Annotated in this window: 28 protein-coding genes; 12 read left to right on the top strand and 16 right to left on the bottom strand. The window is 62.6% G+C overall.

Annotation, left to right across the window (positions count from 1 at the left end; translation table 11 throughout):
- The first annotated feature begins 13 nt into the window (after positions 1 to 13).
- Complete coding sequence (gene truA / locus NKJ73_RS04665; protein ID WP_352568526.1) at positions 14 to 769, top strand: tRNA pseudouridine(38-40) synthase TruA; 756 nt, start codon at positions 14 to 16, stop codon at positions 767 to 769.
- Here the strand turns inward: truA and NKJ73_RS04660 are convergent.
- Both NKJ73_RS04660 and dapE read right to left on the bottom strand, forming a co-directional pair.
- Positions 751 to 1,359, bottom strand: a complete 609-nt coding sequence (locus tag NKJ73_RS04660) for a hypothetical protein (protein ID WP_023677470.1) — start codon at positions 1,357 to 1,359, stop codon at positions 751 to 753. The genes truA and NKJ73_RS04660 overlap by 19 nt on opposite strands.
- Before the next feature lie 2 nt (positions 1,360 to 1,361).
- Positions 1,362 to 2,561, bottom strand: a complete 1,200-nt coding sequence (dapE, locus tag NKJ73_RS04655) for a succinyl-diaminopimelate desuccinylase (RefSeq protein WP_352568525.1) — start codon at positions 2,559 to 2,561, stop codon at positions 1,362 to 1,364.
- Positions 2,562 to 2,690: 129 nt separating this feature from the next.
- Here dapE and NKJ73_RS04650 point away from each other — a divergent pair, with 129 nt between their 5' ends.
- Positions 2,691 to 3,722 carry a 2-dehydropantoate 2-reductase gene (locus NKJ73_RS04650; RefSeq protein WP_352568524.1) on the top strand — a complete coding sequence of 344 codons (1,032 nt, stop codon included), beginning with the start codon at positions 2,691 to 2,693 and terminating at the stop codon, positions 3,720 to 3,722.
- Here the strand turns inward: NKJ73_RS04650 and NKJ73_RS04645 are convergent.
- From NKJ73_RS04645 to dapD, 4 genes are all read right to left on the bottom strand, one after another.
- A complete protein-coding gene (locus NKJ73_RS04645) occupies positions 3,712 to 4,812 on the bottom strand; it encodes a GGDEF domain-containing protein (RefSeq protein ID WP_023677471.1) in 1,101 nt (366 codons plus the stop codon). The two genes, NKJ73_RS04650 and NKJ73_RS04645, sit on opposite strands and share 11 nt — an antisense overlap.
- A 335-nt stretch (positions 4,813 to 5,147) precedes the next feature.
- Positions 5,148 to 5,936 carry a hypothetical protein gene (locus NKJ73_RS04640; RefSeq protein ID WP_352568523.1) on the bottom strand — a complete coding sequence of 263 codons (789 nt, stop codon included), beginning with the start codon at positions 5,934 to 5,936 and terminating at the stop codon, positions 5,148 to 5,150.
- Positions 5,937 to 5,957: 21 nt separating this feature from the next.
- Positions 5,958 to 6,335, bottom strand: coding sequence for a DUF805 domain-containing protein (locus tag NKJ73_RS04635; protein WP_023677473.1), 378 nt, complete (start codon positions 6,333 to 6,335; stop codon positions 5,958 to 5,960).
- 30 nt (positions 6,336 to 6,365) lie between these two features.
- Positions 6,366 to 7,220, bottom strand: coding sequence for a 2,3,4,5-tetrahydropyridine-2,6-dicarboxylate N-succinyltransferase (gene dapD / locus NKJ73_RS04630; protein ID WP_352568522.1), 855 nt, complete (start codon positions 7,218 to 7,220; stop codon positions 6,366 to 6,368).
- Between the two features lie 145 nt (positions 7,221 to 7,365).
- Between dapD and NKJ73_RS04625 the strand changes: the two genes are divergently transcribed.
- The gene (locus NKJ73_RS04625) at positions 7,366 to 8,205 is read left to right on the top strand and encodes an LOG family protein (RefSeq protein ID WP_352568521.1); all 840 of its coding nucleotides are present in this window, start codon (positions 7,366 to 7,368) and stop codon (positions 8,203 to 8,205) included.
- Between the two features lie 34 nt (positions 8,206 to 8,239).
- On the opposite strand, the gene NKJ73_RS04620 is transcribed toward NKJ73_RS04625, so the two are convergent.
- Positions 8,240 to 8,947, bottom strand: coding sequence for a pyrimidine 5'-nucleotidase (locus tag NKJ73_RS04620; protein WP_023677476.1), 708 nt, complete (start codon positions 8,945 to 8,947; stop codon positions 8,240 to 8,242).
- Between the two features lie 161 nt (positions 8,948 to 9,108).
- Here NKJ73_RS04620 and NKJ73_RS04615 point away from each other — a divergent pair, with 161 nt between their 5' ends.
- Positions 9,109 to 9,870: a GGDEF domain-containing protein gene (locus NKJ73_RS04615; RefSeq protein ID WP_352568520.1), complete on the top strand. Its 762-nt coding sequence runs from the start codon at positions 9,109 to 9,111 to the stop codon at positions 9,868 to 9,870.
- A 49-nt stretch (positions 9,871 to 9,919) separates the two neighbouring features.
- Here NKJ73_RS04615 and NKJ73_RS04610 read toward each other — a convergent pair whose 3' ends face one another.
- Positions 9,920 to 10,087 carry a hypothetical protein gene (locus NKJ73_RS04610; protein WP_352455979.1) on the bottom strand — a complete coding sequence of 56 codons (168 nt, stop codon included), beginning with the start codon at positions 10,085 to 10,087 and terminating at the stop codon, positions 9,920 to 9,922.
- Between the two features lie 93 nt (positions 10,088 to 10,180).
- On the opposite strand from NKJ73_RS04610, the gene NKJ73_RS04605 reads away from it, so the two are divergent.
- Positions 10,181 to 10,681, top strand: a complete 501-nt coding sequence (locus NKJ73_RS04605) for a MarR family winged helix-turn-helix transcriptional regulator (RefSeq protein ID WP_352568519.1) — start codon at positions 10,181 to 10,183, stop codon at positions 10,679 to 10,681.
- Here the strand turns inward: NKJ73_RS04605 and phhA are convergent.
- The gene (gene phhA, locus NKJ73_RS04600) at positions 10,676 to 11,509 is read right to left on the bottom strand and encodes a phenylalanine 4-monooxygenase (RefSeq protein WP_352568518.1); all 834 of its coding nucleotides are present in this window, start codon (positions 11,507 to 11,509) and stop codon (positions 10,676 to 10,678) included. The two genes, NKJ73_RS04605 and phhA, sit on opposite strands and share 6 nt — an antisense overlap.
- 140 nt (positions 11,510 to 11,649) lie before the next feature.
- On the opposite strand from phhA, the gene NKJ73_RS04595 reads away from it, so the two are divergent.
- Both NKJ73_RS04595 and bchE read left to right on the top strand, forming a co-directional pair.
- Positions 11,650 to 12,126: an Lrp/AsnC family transcriptional regulator gene (locus NKJ73_RS04595; protein ID WP_023677481.1), complete on the top strand. Its 477-nt coding sequence runs from the start codon at positions 11,650 to 11,652 to the stop codon at positions 12,124 to 12,126.
- A 102-nt stretch (positions 12,127 to 12,228) separates the two neighbouring features.
- On the top strand, positions 12,229 to 13,767 hold the full coding sequence (gene bchE, locus NKJ73_RS04590) for a magnesium-protoporphyrin IX monomethyl ester anaerobic oxidative cyclase (RefSeq protein ID WP_352568517.1): 1,539 nt from the start codon (positions 12,229 to 12,231) through the stop codon (positions 13,765 to 13,767).
- A 19-nt stretch (positions 13,768 to 13,786) separates the two neighbouring features.
- On the opposite strand, the gene argB is transcribed toward bchE, so the two are convergent.
- Positions 13,787 to 14,680: an acetylglutamate kinase gene (gene argB / locus NKJ73_RS04585; RefSeq protein ID WP_023677482.1), complete on the bottom strand. Its 894-nt coding sequence runs from the start codon at positions 14,678 to 14,680 to the stop codon at positions 13,787 to 13,789.
- A gap of 96 nt (positions 14,681 to 14,776) precedes the next feature.
- Positions 14,777 to 16,273, bottom strand: coding sequence for an amidase (locus tag NKJ73_RS04580; protein WP_023677483.1), 1,497 nt, complete (start codon positions 16,271 to 16,273; stop codon positions 14,777 to 14,779).
- A 126-nt stretch (positions 16,274 to 16,399) separates the two neighbouring features.
- On the opposite strand from NKJ73_RS04580, the gene NKJ73_RS04575 reads away from it, so the two are divergent.
- The 4 genes from NKJ73_RS04575 (at position 16,400) to msrB (ending at position 19,077) form a co-directional block, all read left to right on the top strand.
- Complete coding sequence (locus NKJ73_RS04575; RefSeq protein ID WP_352568516.1) at positions 16,400 to 16,939, top strand: sigma-70 family RNA polymerase sigma factor; 540 nt, start codon at positions 16,400 to 16,402, stop codon at positions 16,937 to 16,939.
- On the top strand, positions 16,936 to 17,640 hold the full coding sequence (locus tag NKJ73_RS04570; protein WP_023677485.1) for an anti-sigma factor: 705 nt from the start codon (positions 16,936 to 16,938) through the stop codon (positions 17,638 to 17,640). Before NKJ73_RS04575 ends, NKJ73_RS04570 begins: the two co-directional genes overlap by 4 nt.
- A gap of 204 nt (positions 17,641 to 17,844) precedes the next feature.
- Positions 17,845 to 18,402 carry a fasciclin domain-containing protein gene (locus NKJ73_RS04565; RefSeq protein ID WP_023677486.1) on the top strand — a complete coding sequence of 186 codons (558 nt, stop codon included), beginning with the start codon at positions 17,845 to 17,847 and terminating at the stop codon, positions 18,400 to 18,402.
- A 174-nt stretch (positions 18,403 to 18,576) separates the two neighbouring features.
- Positions 18,577 to 19,077 (top strand): peptide-methionine (R)-S-oxide reductase MsrB, encoded by a 501-nt coding sequence (gene msrB / locus NKJ73_RS04560; RefSeq protein WP_023677487.1) that lies wholly within the window; start codon positions 18,577 to 18,579, stop codon positions 19,075 to 19,077.
- 126 nt (positions 19,078 to 19,203) lie between these two features.
- Here the strand turns inward: msrB and NKJ73_RS04555 are convergent, their stop codons facing one another.
- Positions 19,204 to 20,757: a DHA2 family efflux MFS transporter permease subunit gene (locus tag NKJ73_RS04555; RefSeq protein WP_245274730.1), complete on the bottom strand. Its 1,554-nt coding sequence runs from the start codon at positions 20,755 to 20,757 to the stop codon at positions 19,204 to 19,206.
- Positions 20,758 to 20,824: 67 nt separating this feature from the next.
- Positions 20,825 to 22,003 carry an HlyD family secretion protein gene (locus NKJ73_RS04550; RefSeq protein WP_352568515.1) on the bottom strand — a complete coding sequence of 393 codons (1,179 nt, stop codon included), beginning with the start codon at positions 22,001 to 22,003 and terminating at the stop codon, positions 20,825 to 20,827.
- A 142-nt stretch (positions 22,004 to 22,145) separates the two neighbouring features.
- On the opposite strand from NKJ73_RS04550, the gene NKJ73_RS04545 reads away from it, so the two are divergent.
- Positions 22,146 to 22,895 carry a TetR/AcrR family transcriptional regulator gene (locus tag NKJ73_RS04545; protein WP_352568514.1) on the top strand — a complete coding sequence of 250 codons (750 nt, stop codon included), beginning with the start codon at positions 22,146 to 22,148 and terminating at the stop codon, positions 22,893 to 22,895.
- A gap of 21 nt (positions 22,896 to 22,916) precedes the next feature.
- On the opposite strand, the gene yihA is transcribed toward NKJ73_RS04545, so the two are convergent.
- The 3 genes from yihA to yidC all read right to left on the bottom strand — a co-directional run bounded on the left by yihA (position 22,917) and on the right by yidC (position 26,167).
- Positions 22,917 to 23,576 (bottom strand): ribosome biogenesis GTP-binding protein YihA/YsxC, encoded by a 660-nt coding sequence (gene yihA, locus NKJ73_RS04540; RefSeq protein WP_031193748.1) that lies wholly within the window; start codon positions 23,574 to 23,576, stop codon positions 22,917 to 22,919.
- Positions 23,573 to 24,211 (bottom strand): CatB-related O-acetyltransferase, encoded by a 639-nt coding sequence (locus NKJ73_RS04535; RefSeq protein WP_023677492.1) that lies wholly within the window; start codon positions 24,209 to 24,211, stop codon positions 23,573 to 23,575. The genes yihA and NKJ73_RS04535 overlap by 4 nt, the downstream gene beginning before the upstream one ends.
- A 144-nt stretch (positions 24,212 to 24,355) precedes the next feature.
- The gene (gene yidC / locus NKJ73_RS04530) at positions 24,356 to 26,167 is read right to left on the bottom strand and encodes a membrane protein insertase YidC (RefSeq protein WP_352568513.1); all 1,812 of its coding nucleotides are present in this window, start codon (positions 26,165 to 26,167) and stop codon (positions 24,356 to 24,358) included.
- Positions 26,168 to 26,170: the final 3 nt, after the last annotated feature.

The following is a 26,170-nucleotide window of genomic DNA, read 5'->3' as shown; positions in this document are numbered from 1 at the left end:
CCTCGATCCGGGAATGCCGCGTTTTCGCCTCGACATCGAATATGACGGCAGTCTCTTCGCCGGCTGGCAGCGCCAGGCCAACCAGCCATCGGTGCAGCAGGCGATCGAGCAGGCGATCGAGAAGTTCTGTGGTCAGCAGGTTTCGCTGCGCGCCGCCGGCCGCACCGATGCCGGCGTCCATGCGACCGCTCAGGTGGCGCATGTCGATCTGATCAAGGCATGGCCCGGCGACAAGGTGCGCGACGCAGTCAACGCGCATCTGCAAGCGGCCAAGGTGCGCATCGCCATCCTGAAGGCCGCCGTCGTGCCGGATGGCTTCGATGCGCGTTTCTCGGCGATCGGCCGCCATTACCTCTACCGCATCGTCAATCGCCGCGCGCCGGCGGCGCTCGACAAGGGCAAGATCTGGTGGGTACCGAAGCAGCTCGATGCCGGTGCCATGCACGAGGCGGCAAAGGTGCTGCTTGGCCGGCATGATTTCACCACCTTCCGCTCGACCCAGTGCCAAGCCACCAGCCCCGTCCGCACGCTCGACCGGCTGGATGTCAGCCGGGCGGGCGATTTCATTGAGGTCCGCGCTTCGGCGCGGTCATTCCTGCACAACCAGGTGCGCTCGATGGTCGGCTCGCTCAAACGTGTCGGCGAAGGCGGCTGGACTGTTGCCGACCTCAAGGCGGCGCTTGAGGCGCGCGACCGTGCCGCCTGCGGTCAGGTGGCGCCGCCCGACGGGCTGTTTCTCGTCGGCGTCGATTATCCGACGCCTGGCTGATCCGGAACGCTGATCCCGAGCAGCGCCTGCAGGCCGAACAGGACGATCAGCGACGCCACGAACATGCCGGCAAAAACGGCGCTGCCGGCGGCCGCACCCCTGCCGATCGCAACGTTGGTCATCCGCCAGGTCAAGACCATCGACAGCGCGAACAACAGCAGCGACACGAGTCCGGAGACTTCGTTGGCCGACGTCAGGAAAAGCCGGATCAACGCCGATGGCAGCATCATCCAGGCGATGATCGCCGAGGCCCAATTGCTGGCCACGACATAATGGACGAAACGGCCGCCGACGCCGACCCGCGGCGCCACCAGGGCGAGGCCTATGAGCGGCAGCACCCAGGCGCCGATATCGACGGTGGCCAGGCGGATCAACATGCTGAAACGGCCGACGAATGCGTTGGGATCGCCGATCTCGTTGGCAATACCGACCCAGCCGACGATCAGTGCCGGCGCCGCGACGACGATGGCAAAAAAGGAGTTCCAGAAACCGTCCGCCGAAAGGTCGAGCAGGCGAAATCCGTCGGCCTTGCCGAGCATCAGCCGCCAGGCACCGGCAAGCGAAGCGTAGGTTTCATCCGCTGAAAGCATCACTAGGATATGTCCTGCGCAAACCAGTCTTCAACGAAGCGCAGATAAATCTGCGTCAGCGTCTCGAGGTCGGCAATCGCCACGCGTTCGTCGACCATGTGCATGGTCTTGCCGACAAGGCCGAATTCGACCACCGGACAATAATCCTTGATGAAGCGGGCATCGGAGGTGCCGCCGGAGGTGGAGAGCGCCGGCTCTCTGCCGGTCACCGCCATGATCGAGCCGCCAAGCGTCTCGATCAACCTGTCGTCGCGTGTCAGGAAAACATGGCTCGGCCCGTCGCGCCAGACGATCTCGTAGTCGACCGGCGTCTTCTTGCCGGCGCGGTATTTCTTGCGTTTCGCCGCCCGGTCGAGGCGGTTGTGGATCTCGGCTTGGATCGTCTCGACGGTCCATGTGTCGTTGAAGCGAATATTGAAGGTAGCCGCCGCCTTCGCTGGGATGACGTTGGTGGCAGGGTTGCCAACATCGATGGAGGTGACCTCAAGATTGGTCGGCTGGAAATCCCTTGTTCCGTTGTCGAAGACGGGGTCAAGCAAGGCGTCGACCAGCGTCACCAGGCCGCGCACGGGATTGTCGGCTAGCTGCGGATAGGCGGCGTGTCCCTGGCGGCCGTTGACGACGACCGTGCCGGAGAGCGAGCCGCGCCGGCCGATCTTGATCATATCGCCGAGCGCGTCGGGATTGGTCGGCTCGCCGACGATCGCAGCATGCCATTTCTCACCCTTGACAGCCGCCCATTCGAGCAGTTTCGTCGTGCCGTTGATCGCCGGCCCTTCCTCGTCGCCGGTTATCAGCAGCGAGACCGAACCCTTCGGGCCGCCCTTCTGCGCAATATGTCGCCCTACCGCCGCGACGAAACAAGCAATGCCGCCCTTCATGTCGACGGCGCCGCGGCCGAACATCTCGCCATTGGCGATGTCGGCGGCAAAGGGCGGGTGCGTCCAGGCTGTTTCATCGCCCACCGGCACGACATCGGTATGGCCGGCAAACATCAGATGCGGGCCGTTGCCGGAACGCCGCGCGTAAAGGTTCTCTATGTCAGGTGTGCCGGATTCGGAAAACACCGGGCGCTCGACGGCAAAGCCGAGCGGCTTCAACATTTCTTCCAGCGCGCTCAGCGCACCGCCTTCGGCGGGCGTCACGGAAGCGCAGCGGATGAGAGCAGCCAGATTTCTGGTCGGATCGGTAGGCAGCGTCATGGGCAAAAGCGATAGTCGAAAGCGCAAGGCCTGTCACGGCCAGACATAAGGGCCAGCCATGCCGCCGACATTATGGTTTTCATGCCGTATAGTTGCGGCCAGGCCTCTCGACCAGGACAGGGCCATCGCATGATCACGCATGGCAGGACGATCGTAATCGCCGGTGCCGGCAGTATCGGATGCTACGCCGGCGGCTGCCTGATACTTGCCGGACGAAAGGTGGTTCTGCTGGCGCGGCCTCGCATCGAGAAGGCGCTGCAAAAAGGTGGATTGCGCATCACCGACCGTGATGGCCGCGACCGATCCGTCAAGCCGGAGGCATTGTCGGTCACCGCCGATCCGGCCGCGGCATTCCCCGGTGCCGATGTCATCCTGCTAACGGTCAAGAGCGGCGCGACGCAGGACATGGCCGGGCTTATTGCGGCCCATGCCCGACCGGATGCGGTGGTACTCAGTCTGCAGAACGGCGTCGACAATGCCGATAAGTTGCGAGCCCATCTCGCCGCCCGGCGGGTGCTCGCGGGCATGGTGCCGTTCAACGTGGTCCAATCGGCGGAGGGCGAATTGCCGCTTCGTCTGCACCGCGCCAGCGGCGGCAAGGTGATGATCGAACAGGGTCCGACAGGCCTTGACGAACTGCTTGACGTTGAGGGCTTTGCCGTTGCCACGCATGGTGACATCGAAGCGGTGCTATGGGGCAAGCTGCTGCTCAACCTCAACAACGCGCTGGTGGCGCTTTCCGGCCTGCCGCTGGCGGCAGAGCTTGCCGATCGCCGCTGGCGGCTGATCCTGGCCGGCCAGATCGACGAAGCATTGGCGGCAATGATGGCGACGGGCATCGAACCCGCTCGCATCGCCGGCCTGCGTCCCGCGCTGCTGCCGAAAGTGCTTCGCCTGCCCGACTGGCTGTTCAAGTTCTTGGCGCGGCGGATGCTTGCCATCGACCCTGCCGCGCGTTCGTCGATGTGGGATGACCTTCAGCGCCGCCGGCCGACGGAGATCGGCGAACTGCAAGGCGCGGTCCTGCGTTTGGCCGAAAAGGCCGGCACGCCGGCGCCGTTGCTGAAGCATGTTACGGCACTGGTGCGCGCGGCCGAGCAGAAGAGGCGCGGATCGCCCTGCCAGACGCCGGAAGCCGTTGTCGCGACCGTCAGATCGTAGCCCGCACAGGCGCCCAGTAACGGCCCTTGCCGGTGCGCTTGGCCTCGTAGAGCGCATGGTCGGAACAGGTGAGCAGGATTTCCGGATCGCCTCCGTCGGCGGGTGCGCATGCGCTGCCGACGCTCAAGCCGACATGGATGGCGGAGCCGACCCCGAGGTCGAAGGGGACCGAGACCTTTTCGATGGCCCGCTTTGCCAGGTAGGTGGCCTCGATCTCCGAGGTTGCGGGCAAAAGAATGACGAATTCGTCTCCGCCGATACGGAAGACCACGTCCCCCGGACGGAAGCCGCGCTTCAATCGTTCGGCCACCTTGCGCAGCAGCACGTCGCCGACGGCGTGGCCAAAACGGTCGTTGACCTGTTTGAAACCGTCGAGATCCATGCTGAGCACTGCAAACGGCTTGCCGCCATTGGCGGCCGGCGCCGCAAGGTCGCGGCACATGTCGCGCAATTTCTCCTGCAGGAAGATGCGGTTTGGCAGGCCGGTCAGCGCGTCCTTGATGGCCAGGTCGCGATTGTCCAGTTCGGCGCGGATCATGCGGGCATTGATTGCGTGGTTCTGAAGCAGCACGATGATGACGCCGGCCACATAGAACGGCGTTTGAATTCCGACGATCGGCATTCCGGGCGCCGCAGAAAACAATGCACCGACCACGTAAGGCAGGCTTACGGCCAACATGACGAATATGGCGAAGCGCGGGGTCGCCGCATTGCGTGACGACACCACGCCGACGACGCCTGCGACATTCAAGGCGGCAAGTACGGAAAGCGCCATATTCCCGCTGGCAACACAGCCATAGCAGCCGAGGCCGAAAACGACCGACCAGACGCCGCTGGCTGCCATCAGGCCCGCCAGCGGCCCTTTCGAGCCGCGCCTGCGGGCCTGCTCGCATTCCCGCATCAGCAGAACGCGGACGGTGAAAAGCATCAGGTCGGCGGCAATCCAGGCGTAGGGCCACCAATCCCCGGTGGCAAGAGCGGCGCTGACCGCAACCAACAGAACGCTGATGGTGCCGAACAGGACCGCGAATTTGCGCTCGAAGGTGGTGTCGAGAAGCCGGGCGCGGACAGCTTCCGGTTCCAATTTCATCGGCGAAGAGAACCAGGCAAACAGGCGAGCGGCGGCGCTCCACGTTTTGCGCGGCTCGTTGGTGGTCAGGGATAGGTCGCTTGCCAGTCGAGCGCTCCGTGCCGGTCGACACAGTCTTCGCCGGCATGCTGGGCCAGGGTGATTAACATTCGCTTAGAGCATCCGGCGCAAAACCGGGCTTTCGGAACTCCCCGTTCCGCCGCTCTGGAGCAATTCCAGGAAAAGTGTGAAGCGGTTTTCCGTCCGGAATTGCGTCAAAACAAAAAGATAGAGCGGTTCGGCGTTTCTGCGAAACGATGAACCGTTCTAGCGGATCTGCCGCCGGATGGCCGGTTTTAGCTTGCCGGCCCCGGTTGTCTGCGGACTGCAGGCCGACGCGGCGGACCCGGCTCGGGATAGGTCTTCGCCGCACGTGCCGGCTGCCCATGAGGGGTTTCGATCAGCGTGATCTTCTGCCAGATCTTTCGCGAGAGGCTCGAAGCCAGGTTCTCGATGTCGTTGACGCCGTCGATGACCACGGCGTCATTGACCGACTGCGCAAACAGCGCGGCGATCTTGCCGGTGATCGACAGCATCTCGGAGCAGTAGTCGAGATAGCGGGCAAGGTCGGCGGCGTTGGTGATGCGGGCTGGCGAATGCGCAGTCGGCTTGAAACTGGCTGAAAGCGTTGCCGGATCCTTGGTCAGCTGGTGCATGTCGATGACGTGGATCAGCGAACGCAGCCCGTGGAGCTGGCGAAACACCCGCTTGCGCTTGATCCGCTCCTCGGAGCGAATCAGGGCCAGAAAGCCCAGCACCGCGAGGATGATCATGTTGAGGGAGGCTTCGATGCCTTGCATCGACTGGAAGGCATCGTGGTTTCCCGAGATGCGGCCGAGCGGCAGGATTGTGCCGACGAACAGGAACATCAGCGCTCCGACGACGAAGGCGGCGATGATGAGGCCGCGCAGCCACCAGATCGGCGCCTCCAGCGCCTTGGCTGCCTTTGCCAGATCGCGCGACAGCGACACGAGCTCGGCGGCGACGCCGCGCAAGCCGGCATCGGGAAAACGCTCGGCGACGCGCTCTTCCAGCCGTTCGGCGGTTTCGAGGATCAGTTTCGAATCAAGCGAGCGGTAGCGCATGACGAAATATCCGATCGGCGCTCAGGGTTCGGCCGGTGCGTTGGTGCGCTTGCCGTAGCGGTTGGGTCCCGGCTGCCCGGGAAATAGGCAAAGCACGAGGAAAGCGATAATCGAGACAACCGGCACGAACAGCACCAGCGCCGCAACGCCCGGCTTGTCGAGGTCGTGCAACCGCTTCACCGCCAGCACCACGTTCGACCAAAGCGAGGCAATGAAGGCGATGAAGAAAATGAACGACCACATGTTGCTCTCGGTAGTGCCTTCCGGAACCAGCGTGAAACGGTAGAGTGGGAGGGCCTGTATGATGGCCACCAGCAGTCCTCCCAGAAAATAGGCCGCGCGGCTGACGCGGCCCGAAGTTCTGAAGAAAAGCCAGATGAGGTCTGATCTGTCAGGCAAGCGAATTCCGTCCGTATTCGTTGAGAAAGATCAATAGCGCAGCAATTCGTTGATCGATGTCTTGGAACGGGTTCTGGCGTCGACCCGCTTGACGATGACGGCGCAGTAGAGGCTGGGGCCGGGCTCGTTGTTTGGAAAAGGCTTGCCCGGCAGCGAGCCGGCGACGACGACGGAATTAGGCGGCACCTCGCCGTAGAAGATCTCGCCGGTGGCGCGGTCGACGATCTTGGTCGACTGGCCGATGAAGACGCCCATGCCGAGCACCGAGCCTTCGCGCACGATGCAGCCTTCGACCACTTCGGAACGGGCGCCGATGAAGCAATTGTCCTCGATGATGGTTGGGCCGGCCTGCATCGGCTCCAGCACACCGCCGATGCCGACGCCGCCCGACAGATGCACATTCTTGCCGATCTGGGCACAGGAGCCGACCGAAGCCCAGGTGTCGACCATGGTGCCGCTGTCGACATAGGCGCCGATATTGACGAAGGACGGCATCAGCACGGCGCCGGGCGCGACATAGGCGGAGCGGCGCACGATCGACGACGGCACGGCGCGGAAGCCCGCCTTCTCAAAATCGACGGCGCTCCAGCCGTCGAACTTCGAAGGCACCTTGTCCCACCATACCGCCTGACCGGGACCGCCCTTTATGATCTCCATCGGGGTGAGCCGGAACGACAGCAGCACCGCTTTCTTCAGCCACTGGTTGACGTGCCATTTGCCGTCGGCCTGCCGCTCGGCGACGCGGGCGACGCCCCGGTCGAGCAGGTCGAGCGCCGATTGGATGGCCTCGCGCGTCTCGCCGCGGGTTGCGGTCGAAATCGTGTCGCGTTCCTCGAAGGCGTTCTCGATAATCTCCTCGAGGCTCGCGAGATCGGGCTTCGACATGAATTCGCTCCATTACCAAGCTGTTAAGGGCCGGCGCCTTAACCTGTTTGAAAGTCGCGCGGACCCTATGTGAAGGCTTGGGGAGGGTCAATCGCGGCAGCGTCACGGGACGGCGCAGGTGAATGATTGGACGGGTAAAGCAAATATGACTCCCATGGAAAAGACGGGATGGACGCCGCTGCCGCATTCGGACGAGGATCTGGAGCGGTCGAGAAGCGTGCCGGACACGCCGCAAACGCGCGCGGAGACATACCGGCTGGCCTGGAACGATCCCGATTTCATGACGCGGCGCGAGTTGCGCGCGGTCAGGCTGCAGCTCGAACTGCTGAAACCGGAGATGATCCTGGCCGAGCGCGGCATCCAATCGACCGTCATCCTGTTCGGCGGCGCCCGCATTCCCGAGCCCGGCGGCGAAGCCTGGGCGGCCAAGAACGAGACGCAGAAGAAGAACCTCGAGCAAAACAGCAAATATTACGAGGAGGCGCGCAAATTCGCCCGCCTCTGCTCGCAGCAATCGGCCACCTCGTACTTTCGCGAATTCGTCGTGGTGACCGGCGGCGGGCCGGGCGTCATGGAGGCCGGCAATCGTGGCGCCGACGATGTTGGCGCGCCGTCGATCGGTCTCAACATCGTGCTGCCGCACGAGCAGGCGCCAAACGCCTACGTGACGCCGGAACTCTGCTTCAACTTCCACTATTTCGCGGTCCGCAAGATGCATTTCGTCATGCGTGCCAAGGCCGTTGCGGTATTTCCAGGCGGCTTCGGCACGATGGACGAGTTCTTCGAAACGCTGACCCTGATCCAGACCGGCCGCATGGAACGCGTGCCGGTCATCCTGTTCGGCAAGGCTTTCTGGGCAAGGGCGATCGACCTCGATTTCCTCGCCGAGCAAGGCACGATCACGCCCGGCGACCAGGATATCATCGATTTCGTCGACACTGCCGACGAGGCCTGGGGGATCGTCAGCCGCTTCTATAAACTTTGACATGCAAGCAAGGACTTGAAGCGCGCCGGCTGCCTCAAGCAGGGACTTCCACGATCGCCGTGAGAAAGCCGGCGAGGTCGTCGGTGACGAAGTCCACATCGTCCTCGTTGGCCGGGTCGCGTTCCCAGATTTCCGAGAAGGTCGGCTCGAAATTGCGCGGCACCACCAACACTGTGGTCATGCCCAGCGATTTCGGCACCGACAGGTTGCGGGCAAGATCTTCGAACATCACCGCATTTTGCCCGGTAACGGCGTGGAGTTCGGCAAATTTCTCATAGGATTGCCGCGCCGGCTTGGGGTTCAGTCCGGCTGCGACGATATCGAAAATATCATCGAAATGCTCGAGAATGCCCAACTGCCGCGCGGTGCGTTCGGCATGCCGGCGATCGCCATTGGTGAAGATGAATTTACGGCCGGGAAGCTGGCGAATGGCGGTGCCTAGGACGGGATCTGGAACCAGCCAGGAATAATCGATGTCGTGGACCTTCTCGAGAAAATCGTCGGGGTCGATGCCGTGGCGCGTCATCAATCCGTTCAGCGTCGTGCCATATTCGCGGTAGAGCTCCTTTTGCAGCTTGCGTGCTTCCTCGCGCGGCAGCGTCAGCAATTCTCCGACGTAGGCGGTCATCTTCACATCGATCTGCGAGAACAGATTCGAATGATGCGGATAAAGCGTGTTGTCGAGATCGAACACCCAGTCGGTGACATGGGCAAAGCGGGCGGGGTCGGGAAGTGTGGTCATACGTCCTTATGGCACGAAACGATCTTTCTAACAGGAGGTTTATCCACAACCTATGCGCGCCCTGGGTGGTAAAAATGGTGCCATGATTAAAATCTTAAGCATCGCCGAAAGGTGACATTCAGCGCTTTGTTGGAACCAAGACGGACCAGTGGGAGCAAGCGATGAATCGCATATTTCTAAAGTCTGCCGCCATCGCTTTCGCCTCCGTCGCGGTCTCGCTTTTGCTGACGCTGATCGTCGTGCCGGCAATGGGGTTTCCGATCAATCGCACCATCTGGCTGACATCCACCGTGTGCCCGCTCGCGCTTGCCTGGAGCGTCGGCGCCTATACGTTCTGGCAGGGCGAAAGGTTGCAGACCGCGCATCGCGAGCTCGCCCGCGCCCATGCCCAACTCGCCGCCGCGCACAGGCGTTTGGCGGAAAAGGCGAGCCGCGACGACATGACCGGCATGCTCAACCGCGAAAGTTTCTTTGCCGCTCTCGACGGCTCCCGGCGCAAATCCGATCGCGGGGCATTGCTGATCGTCGATGCCGACCATTTCAAGACCATCAACGACAGCTACGGCCATCTGATCGGCGACGATGCGCTGCTCCTGATCGCAAACGCGATAGAGCGTGGCGTGCGCAGCGGCGACGTGCTTGGCCGCATCGGCGGCGAGGAATTCTGCGCCCTTCTGATTGGTGCCACCGAACACGAGGCCAGGCGCGTCGCCGAGCGCATCCGGCGTGAAGTCGAGCGTATCCGTTTCCGGCCCGTCGACGAACGAACGGTTCCGCTGACAGTCAGTATTGGCGGCATCACCTGCGGCAGAGACGCCGCAGTGTCGGAGCTAATGCGCGCCGCCGACCAGCGGCTCTACGAGGCCAAGCATCGCGGCCGCAATCTGTCGATCATCGACCGCGATATTTCCGAAGCCGCCTGAGCTCGGCCCTAAGCCTTCTGCTGCATTCAACCGCGCCGCTGCCAGACTGTCAAAATCCGAAGATGGCGATGCGGAACAGCAGGGCGGCCGCCGCCACCGCCACCAGAGCGATGCCAAGGCCAATGGGAGAGCCCCAGCCATACCACTCCATCGCCAGCTTGGCATATTTGAACTCCTCGGCCGGTGTGAGTGGGCCGCGCGTCGGGGTCTGATTCATGTTTCACTCCTTGCAGGCTGCGACAGGCCTTGCCTTGCGCCTGATGCAGCATATTACTATAATGGACGTAATGTTAGGCAGATTGATAGTTAGATGGTCGAAATAAATTCGTCAAGCATGAATCGGGCCGACATGAAGACCGCCATCAGCCTTGCCATTATGGGCTGGCAGGACGCGACGCAGGCTTATGACGAGGCAGTGGGCGATAGGCTTGGGCTGAGTATGGCGGAACGCCATTGCCTGGGGCTGCTCTATGGCGGCCCGCGATCGGCTGGCGAGGTCGCGGCCGCAACAGGATTGACGCCGGCCGCGGTCACCGCGCTGATCGACCGGCTGGAGGCGCGCGGCCTGCTGACACGAACGCGCAGCCTTGAGGACAGGCGCAAGGTGGTCATAGAGGCGACGGAACTCACGCGAGAACTATCGACGCGCTATTATGGCGCGATCGCGCAGGAGGGGGAAAAGGTGATCGCCACATTCAGCGACACTGAGCTCGCCACGATCCTGCGCTTCGTCACGGCGTCCCTCGACCTTCAGCGCGACCAACTGGCCCGGCTGAAGGCCGAGGCGTTGGAAACAGCCGACAGCCTATAGGCTCGCCGGGTCGAGCGCTGGCTCGCCTTTGCGGCGCGCCACGATCGCCGCAAGATCGGCGGTCTCGAAAGCATCACGCAGGGCGTCGAACGACGGCAGCACGAAATAGGCGCGCTGGAACTTATCGATCTCGTAGCCGGTGCGCATTACGGTTTCCAGGTCGAAGGGGACATGGTGCGCCTCGCCGCCTTCGACCGCGAACTGAAGCTCGGTGAAGGATGACATCAGCCCGGCACCGAAAGCCTTCAGCGGCTGGCCCGGCTCGCGTATCAGCCCGTATTCGACGGTGTACCAGTAAAGCCTGGTGATCATCTCGTCGCCGCCGAGCGCAATCACGCTGTCGGCCTTTTTGCCATACATCTGCATGAAGTCGGCAAAGACCGGCTGCGTCAGGATCGGCACGTGACCGAAGAAATCGTGGAACATGTCGGGCTCGACGATGTAGTCGAGCTCCTTTTGGGTTCGCAGCCAGTTGGTGACCGGGAAGCGGCGGTTGGCGAGGTGGTCGAAGAACGGCTGGGCGGGGATGAGCCCCGGCACGGCGACGATCTCCCAGCCGGTGAGCTTGCGCAGCTTCTCGCTGACCGCACCGAAATCCGGGATCTTGTCGAGAAGGCCGAGCGCCGCGACGCCATCGAGATAGGAATGGTGGGCGAGCTTCCTGGTCAGCTTCGTCTGGCGGTCGCACAGCGTGCGCCACACCGCCTGTTCTTCGTCGCTATAATTGTAGCCCTGCGCCACGGTGAAATCGGCACGGCAGACCGAATAATCGCCGCGAAGGCCTCGCGCAGCGCATTCGCGGGCATAGTCGGCAACGTTCATTGTCATGGCTTGCTCTCCCTGGAAATCATGATCAGCGGATTGCCGGAAATTCTAGCCGGATGGCGCGAGGCAAATCAGCTTTGATGGTGGCTCAAATGCGGGGTTGGAGGTAAAAGACTCCACGATCGAGCTTTGGGAGAGTGAAAATGCCTCAGTTTGATGAATTCGAGATCAAGATGCTCGACATCCTGCAGCGCGACGGGCGCAAGCCGGTCTCCGAATTGGCGCAGGAGATTGGGCTGTCGACGACACCTTGCGCGCGGCGCTTCGAGGCCCTTCAGCAGGCGGGCATCATAAAGGGCTTTGCTGCGGTGCTCAGCCGCCGCGCCGTCGGGCTGATGGTCGAAGTGTTCATCCAGGTGCGCCTCGTAACCCACAGCGACGGCTCGCCCGAAACCTTTATCGCCGCCGTGCAGCGCATGGACGAGGTGTCGTCGTGCTGGACGATGACTGGAGACTACGATTTCCTGCTGCATGTCATGGTGCCGTCGGTCGACGAGCTCAATGCCTTCGTCATGCACCGGCTGATGCGGCTCGAAGGCGTGCGCGACGTACACACGCAGCTTGTGCTGCAGAACATCAAGGGGCCTGGCCATGTCCCGCTTGCACATCTCAGACGATAGGCATTTCTGCGGAAAAGCTGCACACGAACTGCTGAAGCTGGCCAATCTCCAGAGCTAGATCGCCGACTACGACATGCGGACCGCCATTGCAAAAGGCCCGCCATGAAAATCGTCCTGATCAACCCGCCGCATACCGCCATCGGCAGCCGTGTGCCGGACGACCATCTGCCGCCGCTCGGTTTGCTGGCACTGGGCGGTCCGCTGATCGACGCGGGACACCAGGTGCGGCTCGTCGATGCCGAATTCGGGCCGATGCCGCTTGCCACGCTGGTCCGGGACGCCTTGAGCGACCATCCCGACTGCATTCTGATCGGCCATTCCGGCTCGACCTCTGCACATCCGACAGCCCTGCTGATCGCCGGCATGGTCAAGGACATCGAGCCAGCGACAATCCTGATTTATGGCGGCGTGTTTCCGACCTATCACTGGCGCGACATACTGGCCGAAACGCATGCCTTCGACTTCATCGTGCGCGGCGAGGGCGAGGCGACAATCGTCGCGCTGGTCGAAGCGCTTGAGAAACGCAAGCCGCTCTCGGACGTGGCGGGGATCGCCTTTCCTGACGATTTGCGCCGTCCTTTTGCCACCCGGCCGGCAAGGACGATCGCCAATTTCGACGATTACCGCATTGGCTGGGAACTGATCGACTTCAGTCGCTACAGCTATTGGGGCGGCAAGCGTGCGGTGGTCATGCAGTTCTCGCGAGGCTGCCCACATCTGTGCAATTATTGCGGCCAGCGCGGCTTCTGGACGCGATGGCGGCATCGCGACCCCGTGAAATTCGCGCAAGAGATCGCCTGGCTGCACCGCGAGCATGGCGTCGAGCTGATCAACCTCGCCGACGAGAACCCGACATCCTCCAAAAAAGCCTGGCGTGCCTTTCTCGACGCGATGATCGCCGAGAATGTGCCGGTGCTGATCGTCGGCTCCACCCGCGCCGACGACATCGCACGCGACGCCGACAGCCTGCATCTCTATCGCCAGGCCGGCGTCATCCGCTGGCTGCTTGGCATGGAAAATACCGACGAGCAGACGCTTGCATTGATCCGCAAGGGCGGCAGCACCTCGTCCGACCGCGAGGCGATACGGCTGCTGCGCCTCAACGGTATCTTGTCGATGGCGACCTGGGTGGCCGGTTTCGAGGACGAAAGTTTGCGCGACCTCTGGCGCGGCTTCCGCCAGCTGATCGCTTATGACCCCGACCAGATCCAGGCGCTCTATGTAACGCCCCACCGCTGGACGCCGTTCTTCAGGATTGCCAGGGACCGCAAGGTGATCCAACTGGACGCCCGCCTGTGGGACTACAAGCACCAGGTGCTGCGGATGACGCGCCTCAAGCCGTGGATGTTGTTCTTCGCCGTCAAGCTGATCGAACTGGCCGTGCAGTCGCGGCCCAAGGCGCTGGCGCGCATCCTGTTCCACAAGGATCCGGAGCAACGGCATTCGATGCGCTGGTACACCAAAATGGGCCGCCGCGTCTGGTTCCGCGAAGTCTGGGGCTTTCTGGTCCGCGACCGCCGCCTGAAAAATGGCCCGACGCTCGCCGAATTCTGGGGCGCGCCGCAAGACGAGGAAGAGGAATCGATGGTTGTCGAACGCCTGTCGCGTCAGTCCGTGACCGCTATTTCGCCAAACGCCTGAGCCCCTCAGACACCCGGCCTCACGGCACGATCAGCGTGCCGGCGCCGTGTTCGGTGAACAGCTCGAGCAGCACCGCATGCGGCGTCTTGCCGTTGAGGATGACGACGCCTGCGACGCCGCGCTCGATTGCCTCGATGCAGGTCTCGACTTTGGGGATCATGCCGCCCGAGACAGTGCCGTCCTTGATCAGGGCCTTGGCCTCGGCCACGGTCAACTCGTCGATCAGCTTCTTGTCCTTGTCGAGCACGCCGGGCACGTCGGTAAGGAACAGCAGGCGCGTCGCCTGGCAGGCGCCGGCGATGGCGCCGGCAAAAGTGTCGGCGTTGATGTTGTAGGTATGGCCGTCGCGGCCGGGCGCCACCGGCGCCAGCACCGGGATCATTTCGGACCGCGCCAGGAGGTCGAGCAATGTGCGGTCGACCTCGACAGGCTCACCAACGAAGCCCAGGTCGAGCACCCGCTCGATGTTGGAATCCGGATCGATCATGGTCTTGCGCGCCTTTTCGGCAAACACCATGTTGCCGTCCTTGCCGCACAGCCCGATCGCCCACTCGCCCTCGGCATTGATCAGCGCGACGATCTCCTTGTTGATCGACCCGGCCAGCACCATCTCGACAATCTCGACGGTCTTCTGGTCGGTGACGCGCAAGCCGCCCTCGAATTTGGATTCGATGCCCATCTTGCTGAGCATGGCGCCGATCTGCGGCCCGCCGCCATGCACGACGATCGGGTTGACGCCGGATTGTTTCAAAAGTGCGATGTCGCGGGCGAAAGCCTTGCCGAGCGCGATGTCGCCCATCGCGTGGCCGCCATATTTCACCACGACCGTCTTGTTCTCGTAGCGCTGCATATAGGGCAGCGCCCTTGAAAGCAGCGCGGCCTGCATTTCGGCGGTGGCGGCGACATCCGTCATCGGCGTGGTTCCCAGCTTGGCATGAACGGCGGCGTCTTAGCGAGAATTGGACGAGGGGGCAAACGGCTTTGCTGTCACGATCGATCAAATCACCGCCTATGCCGGCCGCTGCAGCGGCGCCCGTCGGCCCAGCCAGCCCGAGATCCTTTCCATCTGCGCGGCGAACGACAAAAGCGTTTCCTCGTCGCCGGGGCGGCCGGCGGCCTGGACGCCGAGCGGCAGGCCGGCATCGGTGACGTAAACCGGAAGCGTGATCGACGGTTGCCCGCTGACGTTCTGGATCGCCGGCCAGTGGGTGAACCACAGGCTCTTGTCCATCAGCTGGCCGAATAGCGGCTTGAACTTCAGCAGGCCGGCGAGGCGCAGTCTGTCCAGAACATTCTCGATGAATTCGTCGGCGCCTTTCGGGTCCATGGTGCCGCAGGCGAGCGGCGGGTGCGCGATGACAGGCATCAGCACTGCATCATAGTGCGCGGTTTCGGTGATAAGCCGGCGCGAGGTTGCGTGCAGCCGCTGCAGGCCGGCATAGATTTCGCCGGCCGAGAGAATTTCACCGAACCGGCTCATCACGCGCGTGGCGCGTTCGATGTCGCCTGAGATGGAGCGGCCGACGCGCAAGGCCTCGCCACGCATCGTGCCGGCCACCGCCGCAGCGACGGTTCTGGCGAAATCGGCGATGAAATCGCGATCGATATAGGGCAGGTCGATCTCCTCGACGCTGTGTCCGCCTTCGCGCGCCAGCCCGATCGCCGCATCCAGAGCTTTCAACGTCTCTTCCGATATCGGCAGGCCGAGCGGCGATTTTCGATAGAAGGCGAGCTTGAGCTTGCCCGGATCGCGCCCGGCGGCCGCAGTGAAACTGCCGTTCGGCGAGGGTGCCGCGTAGGGCGACAGCGGGTCGGGCCCGTGGGTCAGGTCGAGCAGCAGGGCCGTATCGCGCACCGAGCGGGCCAGCGCATGGTCGACGACGAAGCCGTACCAGCTTTCGGTGACGAGCGGCGTCAAGGGTACGCGGCCGCGCGAGGTTTTCAGCCCGATCAGCCCGGTACAAGCCGCAGGCACCCTGATCGAGCCGCCGCCATCCGAGGCATGTGCCACCGGCACGACGCCGGCCGCGACCAGCGCAGCCGCACCGCCTGAGGAACCGCCGGTCGTATGCGCGGTGTCCCATGGGTTGCGGGTGATGCCGAAAGCCGCCGATTCGGTCACCAGCCTCAGCCCGTGTTCGGGTGCGGTGCTGGTGGCGATCGGAATCAGGCCGGCGGCCAGATAGCGCTCCGTCATCACCGAGCTGAAATCGGGGGTGAAGGCCGGGATGCGGCTGCCGCCATGCGTCGGCACGCCCTTCATAGCGATGCCAAGATCCTTCAGCGCAAAGGGCACTCCGGCAAACGGCAGCTTGCGATCGACGGTTTTCGCCCGCGCCCGCGCCGCCTCATAGAGCGGTTCGGCGATGGCGTTGATCTCCGGGTGGGTGGCCTCGGCCCGGGCGATCGCCGCATCGACGAGATCTTGCGGTGTAATGTCTCCCTTGTGCACGAGTGCGACCTGGCCGGTTGCGTCATGCTCCCACAGAACCCGCTCGATCGACATGGTCGCCCTCCCGCTCATTGCAAGCTAGCGGGCGGCGATTTCATTGGCAATCGACGCTGGCGCTGCCGGTGCGCAAGACCATTTCAGTCGTTGCAAATACATTGCAATCGCCTAATTTGGCGGCGGATGACGCCGCAGGACATCAGCAACCTGATTGTCCGGACTTCGATGGAGGACCGGGCTGCGTTCGATCTGCTCTACCGGCAGACCAGCGCGAAACTTTTCGGCGTCTGCCTTCGTGTATTGAAGGATCGGGGAGATGCAGAAGAGGCGCTTCAAGAGGTCTTCGTCAAGATATGGACGAAGGCGGACCGTTTCGCCGTTTCGGATCTGAGCCCGATCTCTTGGCTGGTGGCCATTGCGCGCAATCATGCGATCGATCGGATCAGGGCGCGGCGAGAGCCTGCCGCCTATATCGATGCCGCGCTCGACGTGGCCGATCCGGCGCCGGGGCCGGAGGCCATGGCCGTGGCGGGCGGTGAGTCCGAACGCATCTACCATTGTCTCAAGGAATTGGAGAAGGACCGGGCGGCGGCCGTCCGGGGCGCCTATCTGGATGGCAAAAGCTATGCCGAACTGGCGGAGCGCTATGGCGTACCGCTGAACACGATGCGGACCTGGCTGCGCCGCAGCCTGTTGAAACTGAGAGAATGCCTGGAAAGATGACGCTGGCTGACGACAATGGACCGGAACGTGGGGGCGACGACCTGTTCGCCGCCGAATACGTTCTTGGCGTTCTGGCCGCCGATGAACGCGAGATCGCGTCGCGCCGCATCGATGCGGACGCCGCCTTCGCGCGCCTTGTCGATGCCTGGGAGGCGCATCTTTCGCCGATGGCCGCCGCCTATCCGGAGACAGAGCCTCCGATCAGGGTCAAGGAAGCATTGGACCGCCGGCTGTTCGCTGCAGAGCCGCGCGCCGGCCTGTGGTCGAGCCTTGGCTTCTGGCGCGGTCTTGCCGCCGCCGCCATTGCGGCGCTGGCGATCTACATCGCCGTGCCTTACTTCCGCCCGTCCACCGAACCGCCGCAGGCGCGGCTTGTCGCCTCGCTGGCGGCCGAAGGCAGCGACGTCAAATATCTCGTCGTCTACGATGCCGCCCGTCACGAGGTCGGTCTTTCCCACGTTTCCGGCGAGCGGGCCGCCGGCAAGGACTTCGAGCTGTGGATGATCGAAGGCAAGAAGGCGCCGGTGTCGATGGGCGTCATCCCGGCCGGTGCGACCGCGCATTTGGCCATCCCGCCCGCCGTCCAGGAGAAATTGGCGAAAGGCGCCGTGCTTGCGGTCAGCGTTGAGCCTGCCGGCGGTTCACCGACCGGCCAGCCGACTGGACCGGTGGTCGCAGCGGGCGATCTGAAGAGCATCTGACCGCTTCTCATCTCCGGAAGCAGACCTGAAATCTATCTCCCGCGATTGAAACGCCTGCAAAGCTTGTTGGCGGCTGTCGATCCACGCCGGGCAAATTGCAGCGACAAATATTTTTTTGCGGAGAGGACGAAACTCCAGCATTTCTATCGCGTATCTCCTTGCGTTCCCAAATGAGGGGAACGATAATCCGAGGAGATTGAAATCATGCGTAAATTCGCCACCCTTTTGCTTGCCGGCACGGTCGCCATATCCGCGCTCGCCACCATTGCCTATGCTCAAAATCCGATGGTCGGCGGCGCCGCCATGTATGCCCAGAAAAACATCGTCGAAAATGCTGTCAACTCGAAGGACCACACGACGCTGGTCGCTGCCGTCAAGGCAGGCGGCCTGGTCGATACGCTGCAAAGCGCTGGCCCCTTCACTGTGTTCGCGCCGACCAACGAGGCCTTTGCGGCACTTCCAGCCGGCACGGTGGAGACGCTGCTCAGGCCTGAAAACAAGGACAAGCTCGTCAAGATCCTGACTTGCCATGTCATCGGCGCCAAAGCGATGGCCGCCGACGTCGCCAAGATGGTCAAGAACGACGGCGGCACCCACAAGGTCAAGACGGTCGGTGGTTGCGAACTGTCGCTCAAGGCCGACGGCGGCAAGGTCACCGTGACCGACGAGAACGGCAACGTCGCCAATGTGACCATCGCCGATGTCGAGCAGTCCAACGGCGTCATCCACGTCGTCGACAAGGTTCTCCTGCCGAAGATGTAACAAACGCACGCTGCCGGCGAAGATATCACTAAGGGCCTCCCTGCGCACACTCCGCGCCGTTCACGCAAGATGTGGATAGGCGCGGAGTCCCGCTTTGAGGACAGCGATCGTCACCGGCTTTTGATTTCCGTGTGGCGGTCGAATTTGGCACAAGCAATGACAGGAGGAATGGCCATGAACCGTCGCGAGCTTCTTTTGAGTGGTGCGGCAGCCATTGGCGTTGTCGCAGGCGCCACCGCGCTGCGCATGGGCGGAGCCCAGGATGCACGCGCGGCTGAGACTTTCGAGGTTACCAAGACCGAAGCCGAGTGGCGCGCCATCCTGTCCGACGCGGCCTTCAATGTGCTGCGCAAGGAGGGCACGGAATACCCGGGCACCAGTCCGCTGCTCAACGAGCACCGCAAAGGCATCTTCGCTTGCGCCGGCTGCGGCCTGCCGGTCTATTCGTCAGAGACCAAGTTCGATTCCGGCACAGGCTGGCCGAGCTTCTGGCAGGAAATCCCGAATTCCGTCGGCAAGACCGTGGACAGGTCTTTGGGCATGACCCGCACGGAGGTCCATTGTCGCCGCTGCGGCGGCCATCTCGGCCACGTATTCGACGACGGTCCGCCGCCGACCGGGTTGCGACACTGCATCAATGGCGTTGCCTTGACCTTCAAGCCGGCGACGGCGTGAGGACTGCTGCGACCCTGACTTTGTCGGAGCGCGAGAGGACTTGGTAATGGTTGATTTTGCGCATGACCCCGAAAATCGCTTTTCGGGGTCATGCGCGAGGGCGCCAGGCGGGGGATCCAGCGCGCCTCAATGGCCTCCGCCACCGCCGCCCTGAGCGGCTGGCTTGCGGATCACCAGGGTGAAGAGCCCAAGCGTCGCGAACAAAACCGTCAGCATGAAGAATACGTCCATGAACGACAGCAGCGACGCCTGCTGCTGGACCATGCCTGACAGTTTGGAGATGGCCGCCTTGGAGGCGTCGAGCCCGGCGGTCTGCTCGAAGTTGAGCGTCATGTTCTGCAGCTTCTGCTGCGCAGCGGCACTTCCCCATTGCACGTGCTCGGAGAGCCTGGCGTAGTGGAAGGCATTGCGGTCGATCAGCACGGTGTTGATGACTGCCAGGCCGACGGCGCCGCCGAGATTGCGGGTCAGGTTGAACAAGCCAGACGCATTCTTCAGCCGCTCCGGCGGCAAGGTTCCGAGCGCAATGTTGTTGATCGGCACCATGCAAAGCATCATCGAGCAGCCGCGCAGGATCTGCGGGATCAGCAGTTCATAGAAATCCCAGTCGGCGGTGAGATGCGTCATCCACCAGGTCCCCGTGGCGAAGCCGAAGAAGCCGATCATCATCATGATGCGCGGGTCCATCTTGTTCGACAGGATGCCGGAGATCGGCGCAGTGAAGAACATGGCTAGGCCGCTGACGAACAGCGCCTCGCCGATCATCATCGAATCGTAGCCGCGGATCCGCCCCAGGAACACCGGATAAAGATAGGTCAGACCGTAGAGGCCGATGCCGACGACGAAGGAGAACAGCGAGCCGAAGGCAAAATTGATATTGCTGAAAGCCCTCAGATCGACAATCGGCTCCTCGGCGGTGAACACGCGCCAGAAGAACAGCACCGCGCCGAAGGTCATGATGACGGCGCAGATGAACACCGCCTGATCCTGCAGCCAGTCGTTGTTGGGACCTTCCTCCAGCACATATTCCATGCAGCCCAGGAAGGCGGCCATGCCGGCAAGCCCCCACCAGTCGAACTTGCTGAACAGCTTGAGATTGGGTTTGTCGAAGTCGATCAGCGACCAGGCGGCCGTCGTCACCAGAATGCCGGGCACGACGTTGACCAGGAACAGCCAGTGCCAGGACATGGCATGGCTGATATAGCCGCCGACGGTCGGGCCGATGGTTGGCGCCAGCGTCGCCACCAGGCCGATCATCGGCGAGACGATGGCGCGACGCGACGGCGGGAAGATGGTGAAGGCGGCTGCAAAGACGCTCGGGATCATGCCGCCGCCGATGAAGCCCTGCACGGCGCGGTAGACGATCATCTGGTCGATATTGGTTGCGGTCGCCGCCAGCGCGCTGGCCGCGGTGAAACCTGCCGCCGAGATTGTGAACAGCACCCGCGTCGACAGCATCCGGCTGAGGAAGCCCGACAGCGGGATCATCACCACCTCGGCAATCAGATACGCCGTCTGCACCCACGGAATCTCGTCCGAACTGGCGCTCAGGCCCGCCTGGATCTCGGCCAGCGAGGCCGAGACGATCTGGATGTCCAGGATGGCCATGAACATGCCGAACACCATTGCCAGGAAGGCGATGACGCGGCGTGTCGAGATGTGGTCAACCGGCACCGGCATGGCTGGCGCCGGCGCCGATCCTGCAGTTAGGGTTGCGGTCGCCATGACCCTTGCTCCCGGTTCCGCTTTACTTCGATGCCGAAGGCGCGGTGCGGCTGTCGACGGCGACGACGACGCTCAGGCCGGCGCGCAGCTTGCCCGTCTTCAACACATCCGCGGGCACGTCTATGCGAACCGGAACGCGCTGCACCACCTTGGTGAAATTGCCTGTGGCGTTTTCCGGCGGCAGCAGCGAGAACACTGCTCCCGAAGCCGGGGCCAGCGACGACACGGTACCCTCGATGTCCTGACCGTCGATCGCGTCGACCGACACTCTGACCTTTTCACCAGGCACCAGCCGGGCAAGCTGGGTCTCCTTGAAGTTGGCGACGATGTAGAGCTTGTCCATTGGCACGATGACGGCGAGCTTCTGTCCGGGGCTGATCAGGTCGCCCTGCTCGACCGAGCGGTTGCCGACCACGCCATCATAGGGTGCGCGCAGCACGGTGAAGGACAGATCCCGCACCGCCTTGTCGTGGGCAAGCTGCAGCGAGGCTAGCGTGCTTGCCGATTCCGCCCGCTGCGCCTGGAGCACGCCGATATTGGCCTGAGCCGCCGCGATCTGCGCGTCGGCGCCGGCTAGTGCGGCATTGGCTTGCTCGACCACCGTCTGGGCATCGTCCAACTGGGCCTGGGTACCGACGCGGGTCTTGAGCAACTGGGCGGCACGAACCTGAGCTCGCTTCGCATTATCGGCCGCGGCCTGGTCGGCGGTCTTCTGCGCCTGCGCCTGCTTGAGCGAGGCGCGCGCCGCCTCGGTCTGGGCATCGATGCGGTCGAGCGTCTTGCTCAACGTGGCGATCTGCGCCTCGGCCTGGGCAACGGCTATCTTGTAGTCGCCGTCATCGACGATCAGCAGCGGCTCGCCGGCCTTCACCTGCTGGTTCTCGGTCACTTTGACCTGATCGACATAACCCGAGATTTTTGGCGAGATGAACGCCGTGTCGGCCTGGACATAGGCGTCGTCGGTCGTAATCATGAAGCGCCCGTCGGTCCAGTAATTATAGCCATACCAGGCGCCGGCGCCCAGCAGGGCCAGGCCGATGATGGGCAGCAACATCGAGCGCATCGAGCGCTTCTTCTTGGCGGGAGCCAGCGGGGTGACGTCGGCGGGCTTGAGAGGGGTTTCCGGCGCTTCGATCGCAGGCTGGACCTTGGCACTGGGGAAAGGGCGGACTTCGGCACTGGTGGGCGCGTTCGAGGACATGATATCTCTCTAAATTAACTGGCGCTGAATTTCGTCAGACTGAACCGTTCGGTTCGATCTCGACGTTGACTTAGCGCTTAAAGAGGCCCATATCAAGAGCAATCGAACCGGATGGTTCGAATTATTTACGAGGTGTGACATTATGGCCGAAGCCCCCAAGGCCGCTCCTTTGCCTGATGCAGGCCCATTGCCCAGCGCCGGCAAGGACCAGTGCGATCTGCTGGACAGTCTGCCGCGCGGCCGCCCGGCCGCGGGGCAAGACCCGGTCAAGCGCAGCCAGATCATCGAGGGTGCGCGCCGTGTCTTCATCGATAAGGGCTTCGAAGCCGCGTCGATGAACGACATTACGCGCGAGGCCGGCGTGTCCAAGGGCACCATCTATGTCTACTTCGCCAACAAGGAAGAGCTGTTCGAAGCGCTGATCGAGGAAGAGCGCGGCACGATTTTCAAGAACATGTACGAAGTGCTCGACCAGATCGGCGACCTTCGCCAGACGCTGGTGAAGTTCGGCATCGTGCTGTCCATGAAGATCACTTCGGCGAGGGTCATCCTGGCGCAGCGGACGGTGATCGGCGCGTCGGAACGCATCCCGGAGCTTGGTGCCCGGTTCTACGAACGCGGCCCGAAGCGTGGCCATGACAGGGTCGTCGTTTTCCTCAACATGGCTATCGAACGCGGCCTGCTGAAGATCGACGACGTCGAGCTTGCCGCCTATCAGTTCACCGAGCTGTGCCTGGCCGGTCTTTTCCGCCAGTGCATTTTCGCCTATCGCACCAAGGCGCCAAGTGCGGCCGAGATCGAACACATCGTCAGGTCGGGCGTCGATGTGTTCCTGAAGGCCTACGGCACCGAACAGCTTGCAGAGCAGGAACGGGCCTCCAGCCCCGCCTGACAGGCTGCCAGGGTCGGTGGCCTATCCGCCATTGGCGGCGAGCACGATCGCCGCACGCAATTCCTCGAGGCCCTCGCTCTTTTCCGACGACGTGGCGAGCACGAAGGGAAATGCCGCCGGGCGTTTCTTGATCTTCTGGAGCGTTTCCTCGATCAGCCGCGGTACCCCCGCCGCTTTGATCTTGTCGGTCTTGGTCAGCACGATCTGATACGACACCGCCGCCTTGTCGAGCAGCGACAGCACCTCGTCGTCCTTGGCCTTGATGCCATGGCGGGCATCGATCAGCACGTAGACGCGCTTCAGCGTCACCCGGCCCTTGAGATAGTCGAACACGAGCTTCGTCCACTCGTCGACCTTTTCCTTCGGTGCCGTGGCGTAGCCATAGCCTGGCATGTCGACCAGCGCCATCGGCGGCAGATCGGCGCCTTCTCCCGAAAATCCGCCAGGCACGAAATAGTTGAGCTCTTGCGTGCGGCCCGGCGTGTTGGAGGTGCGCGCCAGCCCCTTTTGGTTGACCAGCGCGTTGATCAGCGACGATTTGCCGACATTGGAGCGGCCGGCAAAGGCGATCTCGGGCGGTCCCTCCGGCGGCAGGAATTTCATCGCCGGCACGCCGCGGATGAAGATCCAGGCTCGCGTGAACAATTCGATGCCGATCGTGGTCTTGTTCAACGCGTTCAAACCGCTGCCTCCAGAAGAAAAATGTTGCTGCCACGAATGGCATCGAGATTGCGGCTGATCTTTTCCACCGGCCAGTGCCACCACGCCAGCGCCAGCAGCCGCCGGATGGTCCTGTCGTCGAAGCGCATCTTCACCACCTTGGCCGGATTACCAGCGACGATCGCATAGGCCGGCACATCGTGCGTCACCACCGACTTTGCCGCGACGATGGCGCCGTCGCCGATCTTCACGCCGGGCAGCATAACCGCTTCCATGCCGATCCAGACGTCGTTGCCGACGATTGTATCGCCGCGCACCTCCTTCGACCATGTCGCCGGGTCGAAACCTTCTTCCCAGCCATGGCCGAAGATGTTGAACGGATAGGTCGAAAAGCCGGACATGGCGTGATTGGCGCCGTTCATGATGAAGCGCGCACCCTCGGCAATGGCGCAGAACTTGCCGATGATCAGCCTGTCGCCGATGAACGGATAATGATGCAGCACGCATTTTTCGGCGAATTTGTCGGGTCCGTCAGGGTCGTCATAATAGGTAAAGTCGCCAATCTCGATATTCGGCGCCGTCACCAGCGGTTTCAGAAAGCCGACGCGCGTGTGCAACGGGATCGGATGCTTGATCGATGGATTGGGTCCGGTCATATCGAGCTCCGTCGAGCAACTGCCAGCCAGGTCAAAATAGCGCGATCCGTCCGGCAGTACCAATCGCTTAATCCAGGCGGGCAGCTTGTGCAAAAAGCCCCGGACGAACCGGGGCTTTTTGGTCTCGCATAGTCGGAGTGCCGGCTATTCCGCCGGCGACGGTTTCTTGCGGAACAGCGCGACCAGATTGTCCCACAATTCGATCTTGGCGCCTTGCCGCTTCATGATCACACCCTGCTGCAGGATCGACAGTGTGTTGTTCCAGGCCCAGTAGATGACCAGGCCGGCCGGAAAACCCGCCATCATGAAGGTGAAGATCACGGGCATCCAGGTGAAGATCGCAGCCTGCGTCGGGTCCGGCGGCGTCGGGTTCATGCGCATCTGCAGGAACATCGTCACACCCATGATCAGCGGCCAGACGCCGATCATCAGCATGTGCGGCAAGGTAACGGGGATCAGTCCGAACAGGTTGAAGATCGACGTCGGGTCCGGCGCCGCCAGATCCTGGATCCAGCCGAAGAACGGCGCGTGCCGCATCTCGATGGTGATGTAGAGCACCTTGTAGAGCGAGAAGAACACCGGGATCTGCAATGCCACCGGCCAGCAGCCGGCGAGCGGATTGATCTTTTCGGTCTTGTACAGCTCCATCATCGCCTGCTGCTGCTTCATCTTGTCGTCCGCGTATTTCTCGCGGATCTCGAGCATCTTGGGCTGCACCTTCTTCATGTTCGCCATCGACGCATAGGACTTGTTGGCGAGCGGGAAGAACAGCGCCTTGACAATGACGGTGGTGGCGAGGATCGCCAGACCGAAATTGCCGAAGAATTTGTAAAGCGTGTCGATCAGCGAGAACATCGGCTGAGTTATGAACCAGAACCAGCCCCAATCGATCAGCTTTTCGAAAAGCCTTATCTTGCGATCTTTCTCGTAAGCATTGATCTTGTTGACTTCCTTTGCGCCGGCAAAGATCTCCGATTCAATGGTCTTGGATTCGCCGGGCTGCAGCGCAATCGCGTCCGTGCGGAAGTCGGCTTGATAGCGATGACGGCCGTCCTCGTAATAAGCGAAGTTTGGCTGAAACTCCTGCGCCTCTGTCGGCACCAGCGTCGCCGCCCAGTATTTGTCGGTGATGCCCAGCCAACCGTCCTTGGACTTGCTCGGTGTGTACTGCTTGTTTTTCTCGAGATCGGCGTATTTGTGTTCCTGCAGGCCTTCGCTGCCGGTGACGCCGATCAGGCCTTCGTGCAACACATAGATGCTGGCGACCGCCGGCTTGTCGAAGCGGGTGATGCGGCCGTAATTGAACAGCGAGACAGGGCTGCTACCGGAATTCTGCACGGTGTCGGAAACGGTGAACATGTAGTCGTTGTCGACCGAGAATGAGCGTTTGAAAGTCAGGCCCTTGTCGTTGGTGAAGGTGAGCGTCACTGGTGTAGCCGGCGTTAGCGTCGGATTGCCGTCGACGTTCCAAACGGTCTTGGGTCCCGGCAGCGTTCCCACCTTGTCTTCGCCAACAAAGCCGATCTCGGCGAAATATCCGTTCGGCAGCGACTCAGGATTGAGCAGCGCGATCTTGGGTGAGTTTTTGTCGACCGTCTCCGTGTAGTGCTTGAGCTTGAGATCATCGAGACGCGCGCCGGTGAGGTTGATCGAGCCTTCGAGGCTCGGCGTGTCGATCTTGACGCGGCTGGTCGAGGCAATCGCCTGGTCGCGGCTGGCCGGCGTCACGGCGTCGCCGCCAGGCGCGCTCGGAATGGCGCCCGGCTGCACCGGTGTTTCGCTGGCGCCCGGGCTGGTGCCTTGGGCAGCCTTCTTCTGCTCCGCCACGCGCTGCTCTTCGATGCGGGCGGCTTCGCGCTGCATCTCGCTGCGCGGCATCACATAGAAATATTGCCAAAGCGCCAGGATCAGCACCGAAAGTGCGATGGTGATGAAGAAGTTGCGGTTGTTTTCCATCGA

This window comes from Mesorhizobium sp. M0074, assembly GCF_040322975.1.
In the GTDB taxonomy this organism is placed as follows: Bacteria; Pseudomonadota; Alphaproteobacteria; order Rhizobiales; family Rhizobiaceae; genus Mesorhizobium.
Note: the sequence above shows the minus strand (reverse complement) of the source record. Positions and strands in the feature narration are given on the sequence as shown.